The organism is Pseudomonas sp. EA_5y_Pfl2_R50 (assembly GCF_963970475.1).
GTDB lineage: Bacteria > Pseudomonadota > Gammaproteobacteria > Pseudomonadales > Pseudomonadaceae > Aquipseudomonas.
In genome coordinates, this window is record NZ_CAXAPT010000130.1 from 1 (window position 1) to 503 (window position 503).

Genomic DNA, 503 nt, shown 5'->3' on the forward strand with positions numbered 1-503 from the left:
TATGACGGCGACGAAATCGACGTTTACCCACCCGTCATGCGTGACATTGAGGTCACCGGCAGCTTTGGCGTGGTCGGTCGAGAACACACCATAGACACCCTGGACATTTATTATGATTGATGCGAATTCGCAGTTTTTTGCGATCCTTACGAATGTGGGGATTGCCAAGCAGGCGAACGCCGACGCGCTCGGCATTCCCTGGCTGATCACGCAAATGGGCGTGGGCGATGCCAACCCGAACGGGCTGGCCGATCCGCCCAATCCGATCCCGTCGCCCGCTCAGACCAAGTTGCTTAACGAGTGGCGGCGCAAGCCGTTGAATCAGCTACGGGTTGACCCGGTCAACTCGGCGGTGATCATCGCCGAACAGATCATCCCGGCGGATGAGGGCGGTAAGTGGATTCGCGAAATCGGCCTCTACGATGCGGACGGCGACTTGGTGGCTGTGGCCAACTGCGCGCCGAGCTTTAAGCCCCTGCTGTCGCAAGGCTCCGGACGCACGC

General features: G+C 59.8%; 1 protein-coding gene and 1 pseudogene. Both read left to right on the plus strand.

The genetic code is table 11. From position 1 onward, the window contains the following. A pseudogene (locus AACY19_RS27055) lies at positions 1 to 120 on the plus strand (phage tail protein I); the annotation flags it as partial. Next, on the plus strand, positions 113 to 503 hold a 391-nt coding region (locus AACY19_RS27060), incomplete at its 3' end, for a phage tail protein (protein ID WP_339454563.1). The pseudogene AACY19_RS27055 and the gene AACY19_RS27060, both read left to right, overlap by 8 nt.